We start from the raw sequence: 9,013 nt of genomic DNA, 5'->3' as shown, positions 1-9,013 counted from the left end.
GAAAGTCTTACCTCAGGCAGTGTCCAACTTATTAAAAAGTACTGTTCAACTTTGCGTCAAATTATATTTCTGATTCTAATTTTTTAGATTTTAGTGTCCAAGTTTTGTTGACCAGTGCACTCTCTCCCGGCTTCGCCGTACTCTCCCCGCTTCACGGGGAAAGCCTACCTTTCATATATTTTTAAGATATTATCATTTTCTATGCATAAAACAATATTTTTTAGGGTTTATGGTCGAATTGCTTTCCCTGAGGGGAAAGTGGGCGCGAAGCGGTCGATAGAGGCGTATTATACCAGTGTAATTAGGCGGCTGATTAGTAAGCTATAATGCTGATATAGCAGGAGAGAGGGTACTTGCAGAAAATGATATTTATATTTTTATACAGATCCTGTTTCTTTTTTCGGCCTCTCTCCCCCGCAAAGCGGGGACTCTCCCCGCTTTGCGGGGAAAGCTATTTTAGGCCTCTCTCCCGGCTTCACTTTGTTACATCAACGTTAGGACCACTAATTGGCTGCCTGATTAATCAGGCAGTAGTTACGGCGTAGTGTGCGCACAGGCATACTACGCTTCCGACACTTTCGCCGTATCGTGCACACGGGCACGATACGCCTTCTCTGCCAGGGAAGGCCATACAGCGGGGAAAGCTATTTTAGCCATTCTTTAAATTCTTCTTCTGTGATGATGTGGGTGCCTAGTTGTTGGGCTTTTTCGTATTTGCTGCCTGGGTCAGCGCCTACTACTACTAGTGTGGTTTTCTTGGTGACGGAGTTTGTGCATTTGCCGCCTCGTTGTTCTACTGCTTCTTGGGCTTCTTGTCTGGTCATGGTTTGGAGTTTACCTGTGAGGACTACGATTTCTCCGTCGAAGGAGACGTTGATTAAGGTGCGTTTTTCGGCTGTCATGTCGACGCCGTAGTGGCGCAGGGCTTCTACTAGGGCGCGGTGTTTTTCGTCTGCAAAGTATTGGACGACGCTTTCGGCGATGCGCGGGCCGATTTCGTCGATGACGGTGAGTTCATCGGCTTTGGCGTTCATGATGGCGTCGATGGTGCCGAAGCATTCGGCCAGGATGCGGCCGGCTTTGGCGCCGACGAAGCGGATGCCCAGGGCGAAGAGGACGCGGGCCAGGCCTACGCTTTTGCTGGCTTCGATGGCTTTTAGGAGGTTGTCGGCTGATTTTTCGCCGAAGCCGTCGAGGCCGACGAGGTCTTCTTTTTTCAGGCCGTAGATATCGGCTACAGTATGGATGAGTTCGTGGTCCAGGAGCTGGCTGACGATGGCGTCGCCCAGGCCGTCAATGTTCATGGCGTTGCGGGAAACAAAGTGGGCTACCCGTTCGAGGAGGACGCCCGGGCAGTCCGGGTTGATGCAGCGCGTGGCTGCTTCGCCTTCTCTGCGGACGACGGGGCCGCCGCAGCTCGGGCAGGTCGCAGGCATGGCAAAGACTTCTTCACTTCCTGTGCGCAGTTCTGGCAGGGCGCGGACGACTTCCGGGATGATTTCCCCTGCTTTCTGGATGACGACGGTATCGCCGACGCGGATATCTTTGTCACGAATGTAGTCTTCGTTGTGGAGGGTAGCCCGTTTTACTGTCGTACCGGCCAGCCGGACCGGTTTCAGGTCCGCAGCCGGTGTGAGGACACCTGTGCGGCCGAGGCTGACGGAGATCCCCAGGACCTTGGTCTTGGCCTGTTCCGGCGGGAATTTGTAGGCAATGGCCCAACGGGGAATCTTTACGGTATTGCCGAGACGAGCCTGCTGGGCAAAGGAGTTGACCTTGACGACCATGCCGTCTGTGGCGTAGCCCAAGGTGTCGCGGCGGTCATCCCAGCTGTGGATAAAGGTGATGACGTCTTCGATGTTCGTGAATTTCCTGTATTCCGGGTTGACCTGGAAATGGAAAGCCTTCAGATCCTGCAGGAGGGCTTCCTGGCTGGGAATGTCGATGCCCACAGTGCCGCCAATGGCGTAGGCAAAGAAGGCGAGCTTGCGCTGGGCTGTAATCTGCGGGTCGAGCTGGCGCAGCGAGCCGGCAGCGGCGTTGCGGGGATTGGCAAAGGGTTCCAATTCGTCGTCGCGGCGCTGGCTGTTGAGCTGTTCAAAGGCGGGAATGGGCATGTAGACTTCGCCGCGGATTTCCATGTGCGGCGAGTCGCTGTCGATGCGCAAGGGAATGGTGCGAATCGTGCGGACGTTATTGGTCACGTCTTCGCCGGTGACGCCGTCGCCACGGGTGACGCCGCGGATGAACTGGCCCTGTTCGTAAATGAGGTTGACTGCCAGGCCGTCGATTTTCAGTTCCACTACATATTCCAGGTCTTCGCCACCCAGGTCATCGCGGACGCGCTGGTCGAATTCGCGCAGCTCCTGGTCGTTAAAGACGTCGCCCATGCTCAGCATAGGCCGGTCGTGGGTGTACTTGGCAAAGCCGCCGGAGATTTTGGAGCCTACGCGCTGGGTCGGCGAGTCCGGTGTAATCCATTCAGGATGTTCTTTTTCTATGTTTTCCAGTTCCCTGTACATCATATCGTATTCGTAGTCGCTCATAGTCGGTTTGTCGAGCGTGTAATACTGATAGCTCAGGGTATTGATGGTTTCGCGCAGTTCCTGTAAGCGTTTGTGCAGGTCTTCAGTTTGCGACATGGTTTTCTACTCCCCTTCTCAGATTTTTTCGATGGGTGCGAATTTGACGACGACCTGGCGGATGCCCTTGGTCGGAAATTCCAGCTTGAGCTGCATGTTTTGCCCTTCGCCGATGACGGCGAGGACGCGGCCTGTGCCCCAGACCTTGTGACGGACGCTGTCGCCGACTTGCCACGTACTGTCGACGGCGTGCTGCTTGGGCAGGTTCGTTGCTACAGGCTTGGTAGCCAGGACGGATACGCGCTGGCGTCCCAGTACGTCGCCGGTCTGGCGGACCGGTGTCGTCGCCCGGCGGTGGTACTCTTCCATGAGGCCTTCCGGGATTTCATCGAGGAAACGGCTGGGCAAGTACGCCGAAACGCGGCCGTACATGGTACGCGTCGACGCATTGGTGACGTAGAGCTGCCGTTCGGCCCGGGTAATGCCGACATAGGCCAGACGCCGTTCTTCTTCGATCTGGTTGTCATCCATGAGGGTCCTGCTGTGCGGGAAAAGGCCTTCATCGAGGCCGGCCAGAAAGACCACAGGAAATTCCAGGCCCTTAGCGGCGTGGAGCGTCATGAGGGTGACCTTCGATTCGCTGCTTTCGAATTCGTCGACGTCGCTCACGAGGGCTACCGTTTCCAGGAAGTCCTGGAGATTGCCTTCCGGATGGCCATCGACGTAATCTTTGGCAACGGAAAGGAATTCGCCTACGTTTTCCTTGCGGCTTTCGCCTTGCGGATCGTGGGCCGCTTCGGCGTCGAGCATAGCACCGTAGCCGGTCTGCTTAATGACCTCTTCCATGAGATGCAGGACATCCCATTCTTCGGCGTGGCCTAAGAGATCGAAGATAGTAACAGAAAAGTTTTCCAGTGCTGCCTTGGCCCGTTTGCTCACAGGGATTTCTTCTGTCGACGAAAGGGCTTCAAAGAGGGAAATGCCCTCTTCTTCGGCGTAGTCCATGAGGTGCTCAATGCTCGTCGCGCCGAGGCCGCGCTTCGGTACGTTGATGATGCGCATAAGGCTTAGGCTGTCTTCGGGGTTGTACAGGAGGCGCAGGTAGGCAATAATATCCTTGATTTCCTTGCGGTCATAGAACTTTGTGCCGCCAACCATGGTATAGGGAATGCCGTAGCGCATGAGCTGTTCTTCGAGAACACGGGACTGGGAGTTCGTACGGAAAAGGATGGCCATGTCGCCGTAGGGTTCTTTTTCGATGCCGTGACGGTTGTAAATGACGCCAGCAATGTAGTCGGCTTCGTCGTGTTCCGTCTGGGCGTGATAATGAATGATCTTGTGGCCCGTCGGGTTTTCTGTCCAGAGATTTTTCTGGGGACGGCTCGTGTTGTTATCGATAACGGCGTTGGCCGCATTGAGAATGGTTTTCGTCGAGCGGTAGTTCTGTTCCAGCTTGATCGTCGTCGCCTGGGGATAGTCCTTTTGGAAGTCGATGATGTTGCTAATATCGGCACCGCGCCAGGCGTAAATGCTCTGGTCTGCATCGCCGACGACGCAAATATTCTGCCAGCGCGCAGCCAGGATATGCGTCAGGAGGTACTGGGCGCGGTTTGTATCCTGGTATTCGTCGACGAGGATATACTGGAAACGGCTCTGGTATTTTTCGCGTACGTCTGCGTTGTCCTGCAAGAGGCGCACGGCCATGAAGAGGAGGTCGTCGAAGTCCATGGCGTTGTTGTCGTGGAGCTTCTTTTCGTAGAGCGTGTACACGTCGGAGACCTTCTGCTCGTAGAAATCGCCGGCCCGGGAGGCAAATTCCTTGGCCGTCATGAGGGCGTTCTTGGCCGACGAAATAGTGGCCAGGACAGAGCGCGGCGGGAACTGCTTGTCGTCCAGGTTGATTTCCTTCAGGCAGTCTTTGACCAGGGTCTGCTGGTCGCCTGCGTCGTAAATTGTGAAATTACGAGTGTAGCCGTCGAAGCCGTCGATTTCAAAGCGCAGGAGCTTGGCGCAGAAGGAATGGAAGGTGCTGAGCCAAATGCGTTCGGCATCGGCGCCAACGAGGTTCTGTACACGTTCGCGCATTTCCTTGGCGGCCTTGTTGGTAAAGGTAATGGCCAGGATATGGTAGGGAGCGACGCCTTTTTCGAGGAGATAGGCAATGCGGCTCGTAAGAACCTTAGTCTTGCCTGAGCCGGCGCCGGCTGTAATGAGCAAGGGGCCTTCCGTGTGTTCTACGGCCTTACGCTGCTGGTCGTTGAGGGTGCTAAGAATGGGATTCAAATCAATGTATCCTCCTTCAAAGAAAATGCCCTCATCGTTCAATGAGGGCACTTCGAATCAGTACAATTGGGTCTTACTTATTTCAGCGCCGACAGGATGGGCGGTACGACCTGTTTTTTACGGCTCATGACGCCGGGCAGGTAGACTTCTTTATCCAATACGTCTTTGCCAAAGGCTTTGCCGACGACTTCGTCGAGGTTGCCGGCGAAGATGAGGTTCGTCGCTTCGTCGATGATGCTCGTGATCATGAGGAAGGAAGCGGCGTAGTTGTTGGCTGCGCGCAGTTTTTCCAGGGCGTTGACGAGGACGTCCTTCTGAGCCAGGAGGTCCGATACGTCCATGACCTGTACCTGAGCGATGGTAAAGGTAATGTTGCCGTCAGAGAATTCCTTCATGTCGTTTTTGGTGATCTGTTCCGGCGTGAGGTCGGAAACGTTGGCACCGGCTTTGAGGAGTTCCATGCCATATTTTTCAATGTCGACACCGGCGATAGCAGCCAGTTCATGAGCTGCGGCCTTGTCTTCTTCGGTGCACGTGGGGCTGCGGAAAAGAACCGTGTCGGAAATAACGGCCGACAAGAGGAGACCGGCAATTTCCTTAGGAATTGCTACGCCTGCCTGTTTGTAGAGGCCCGTAACGATCGTTGCGGAACAGCCGACGGGACGGAAAAGGATGAAGATCGGGCCGTCTGTAGCCAAGGTACCGCCAATGCGGTGATGGTCGACAACGCCGATGATTTCTGCGTCGTCAATACCGTCGATGATCTGTTTCTTTTCGTTGTGGTCGACGAGGAATACTTTCTGTTTTTCTACGCCGGCTGCACAGGCTGCGCAGGTCATGCCTACGTATTTGCCGTCGTCAACGACGACTACCTGGCCTTCTTCCGGGAGATCGCAAGCGCGGTCACTCGTGCTGAAGAAGACGTCCGGATCGTGCATGAGATCTTTGACCATGCTCAGTTCCTGACCGGTTACGGTTTTGATGAATTCTTCGGCCAGGGCCGTGCGGTCGATGACGCCGCGGAAGGCACCGTTGTCGGCAACAGGAGCGATGGAAGCCGGGTGCGTAGCAAACCACTGGGCAGCGTCTTTAAGGCTGGCGCTGACTTTCAGCGGTTCTACGTCTGTATGGGTTACTTCGCCAACTTTGACGTAGAAATCCTTAATGAGTTGCTGCGGTTCTACGTGGAAGTAGTTCAGTGCGAAGGCTGTTTCTTTATTCGGTTCGCCAGCCCGGCCAGGGATAGCGTCAATACCCTGCAGCTGTTTCAAACGAGCCAGGGCGATGGATGAGCAAATGGAGTCCGTATCAGGGCTCTTGTGTCCTGTTACGATAATTGGTTTTGTCAATGTAATCACCTCATAAAATGCGTAGTGTAAGTTTGTTTCTTTGATATTATACCATAAGCAGCGCCGCCGTGCTACTGATTTCCCTGCTCGGTGAGAGTACTCGCGGTGATGTGGGTTTGTGGAATCAACCTCTATCGACCGCTTTGCTGCGCTACAGCCTATCCGCGTTAGGGCTACCGATTGGCTCAAAACTTGATTTCATTCAAGTCTTGAGTAGTAACGGCGTAGTGTGCACACAGGCATACTACGCTTCCGTCACCTACGGCGTATGGTGCGCACGGGCACCATACGCCTTCCGTCCCAGGGAAGGCACTTGGGGAAAGCCTGCTTCGTGAATTTGGATTGGAGATGTGGGTTTGTGAATTCAGCCTCTATCGACCGCTTCGCGCCCACTTTCTCCACTCTTGGAGAAAGCCTGCTTCATGACTCTGGATTGGAGATGTGGGGTTGTGGATTCAGCCTCTATCGACCGCTTCGCGCCCACTTTCTCCACTCTTGGAGAAAGCCATTGCTTCGTGAATTCGGATTGGAGATATGGTTTTGTGGATTCAACCTCTATCGACCGCTTTGCGCCCACTTTCTCCACTCTTGGAGAAAGCCATTGCTTCATGAATCTGGATTGGAGAAATGGGGTTGTGGATTCAACCTCTATCGACCGCTTCGCGCCCACTTTCTCCACTCTTGGAGAAAGCCATTGCTTCATGAATTTGGATTGGTGATGTGGTTTTGTGGAATCAGCCTCTATCGACCGCTTCGCGGCCACTTTCTCCACTCTTGGAGAAAGCCTGCTTCATGAATCTGGATTGGAGATGTGGGGTTGTGGATTCAGCCTCTATCGACCGCTTTGCTGCGCTACAGCCTATCCGCGTTAGGGCTACCGGTTGGCTCAAAACTTGATTTCATTCAAGTCTTGAGTAGTAACGGCGTAGTGTGCACACAGGCATACTACGCTTCCGTCACCTACGGCGTATGGTGCGCACGGGCACCATACGCCTTCCGTCCCAGGGAAGGCATTTTGGGAAAGCCATTGCTTCTTAAATTCATTTAGTGCAATTCAATTGAGATTGATTGTTACTACTAGTATTATAGCACGGTTTGGCAAGGTTTCTAGAGGTGGTGTTGGAAATTCTATCGCTTTTTTCTGTACAGTGCTTGACTTTAACGTTAACTTTAATGTTAAAGTTTCATCATACCTATTGATTTTGTAAAGGAGAGATTTTCTATGAATACTGAAATGATGAAGGCTGCTGTGCTTACTGGTCCTGAGACGGTTGTTGTGAAGGATGTACCTGTGCCGGTTGTTGGGCCTGGGGAGATGGAGATTCGTGTGTCTGCTTGTGGGATTTGCGGTAGTGATGTGCATTTGTGGAAGGCTGGCAAGGGCTGGGCGAAGGAGGCTTTGCCTGATTTCATTATGGGACACGAGTTTTGTGGTGTCGTGACGAATCCTGGTACGTCTTCGTTTGCTGTCGGTGACCGCGTGGTGTTTTGGGCTAATTTGTATTGCGGTAAATGCGATATGTGCCAGGCTGGCTTAGAGCATTTGTGCCGCGACGTGAATGGGACGAATTATATCGGTTTTGTCTGCAACGGTGCCTATGCGGAAAAATTTGTCGGCAAGGCTAGTAATGCCTACAAGTTGCCTGATACGGTTTCCGATGTAGCTGCCGGCCTCATCGACCCTCTCATGGTGGCCTATCATGCAGTCCGCAAGGCGGGTATCAAGCTGGGCGATAAGGTGCTCGTCATCGGTACGGGGATTATTGGCAACATGATCTGCGAGCTCGCTAAGAAGTCCGGTGCTTCTTATGTGGCCATGTCGAAAAATAATGATTTGAAGATCGGCGTGACAAAAAAAGCCGGCTATGCCGACGAGTATTTTGATAGCCGTGAGGCTGATTATGAAGAAGCCATGCGCACAGCTACAGGTGGTGGCTTTGATATTGCCTTTGAAGTCGTTGGCAGCGAGGCTACGCTGACAACGTGTATCAACGCTGTGAAACCCGGTGGCACAGTGGTCATGATTGGTAACAGCATGACGGAAACCATTCCCGTGCCCATCAATCGAGCAGTGTTACAGGAAGTACGGCTCATCGGCAGCGTTTCCTGTACACGCAGCGAATTTGAAGGCACCATTGATCTCATTGCTAAGGGCATTATCGATCCGGAGATTTACGTGACAGACATTGTGCCGCTGGAATCGTTGCAGAACACTTTGGAACGCTTGGCATCGGGGACCGATCCGATTTTGAAAGGTGTTGTGAAGTTTTAGGTTTTCTGGCCTCTCTCCCCCGCAAAACGGGTACTAGGGTACCTTCTAGTGGTCCGTATTTATCTGATTTGATTTTTATTGGCCTCTCTCCCCCGCAAGGCGGGTACTCTCCCCGCTTCACGGGGAAAGCATTCTTTTCATATATTTTTAAGATAATATTGTTTTTCATGCATAAAACTATTATTTTTAAGGTTTATGGAGCAATTGCTTTCCCTGAGGGGAAAGTGGCCGCGAAGCGGTCGATAGAGGCGTTTCATGACAGTGTAATCAATTGGCTGATTAGTAAGCTATAGCGCTGATATAACCGGGGAGAGAGGGTACTTGTAAAAAATAATATTTTATACGAAACCTGTTGTTTCTTCCAGCCTCTCTCCCCCGCAAGGCGGGTACTCTCCCCGCTTCACGGGGTGCACTGGTCAACAAAACTTGGACACTAAAATCTAAAAAATTAGAATCAGAAATATAATTTGACGCAAAGTTGAACAGTACTTTTTAATAAGTTGGACACTGCCTGAGGTAAGACTTTC

At 52.7% G+C, this 9,013-nt stretch carries 4 protein-coding genes; 1 reads left to right on the top strand and 3 read right to left on the bottom strand.

Features of this window, described 5'->3' with window-relative positions; all coding sequences use genetic code 11:
- Window positions 1-644: 644 nt before the first annotated feature.
- From ligA to H8J70_RS11955, 3 genes are all read right to left on the bottom strand, one after another.
- Window positions 645-2,642 carry an NAD-dependent DNA ligase LigA gene (gene ligA / locus H8J70_RS11965; protein WP_186504523.1) on the bottom strand — a complete coding sequence of 666 codons (1,998 nt, stop codon included), beginning with the start codon at window positions 2,640-2,642 and terminating at the stop codon, window positions 645-647.
- Between the two features lie 18 nt (window positions 2,643-2,660).
- Window positions 2,661-4,865: a DNA helicase PcrA gene (pcrA, locus tag H8J70_RS11960; RefSeq protein ID WP_186504522.1), complete on the bottom strand. Its 2,205-nt coding sequence runs from the start codon at window positions 4,863-4,865 to the stop codon at window positions 2,661-2,663.
- A gap of 77 nt (window positions 4,866-4,942) precedes the next feature.
- Window positions 4,943-6,214 (bottom strand): manganese-dependent inorganic pyrophosphatase, encoded by a 1,272-nt coding sequence (locus H8J70_RS11955; protein ID WP_186504521.1) that lies wholly within the window; start codon window positions 6,212-6,214, stop codon window positions 4,943-4,945.
- Window positions 6,215-7,436: 1,222 nt separating this feature from the next.
- Here H8J70_RS11955 and H8J70_RS11950 point away from each other — a divergent pair.
- Window positions 7,437-8,486: a zinc-dependent alcohol dehydrogenase gene (locus tag H8J70_RS11950; RefSeq protein ID WP_186504520.1), complete on the top strand. Its 1,050-nt coding sequence runs from the start codon at window positions 7,437-7,439 to the stop codon at window positions 8,484-8,486.
- The last annotated feature ends 527 nt before the right edge of the window (window positions 8,487-9,013 follow it).

This window comes from Megasphaera hominis (assembly GCF_014269395.1).
Taxonomy (GTDB): Bacteria; Bacillota; Negativicutes; order Veillonellales; family Megasphaeraceae; genus Megasphaera; species Megasphaera hominis.
This window is presented reverse-complemented; position numbering and strand designations above follow the sequence as displayed.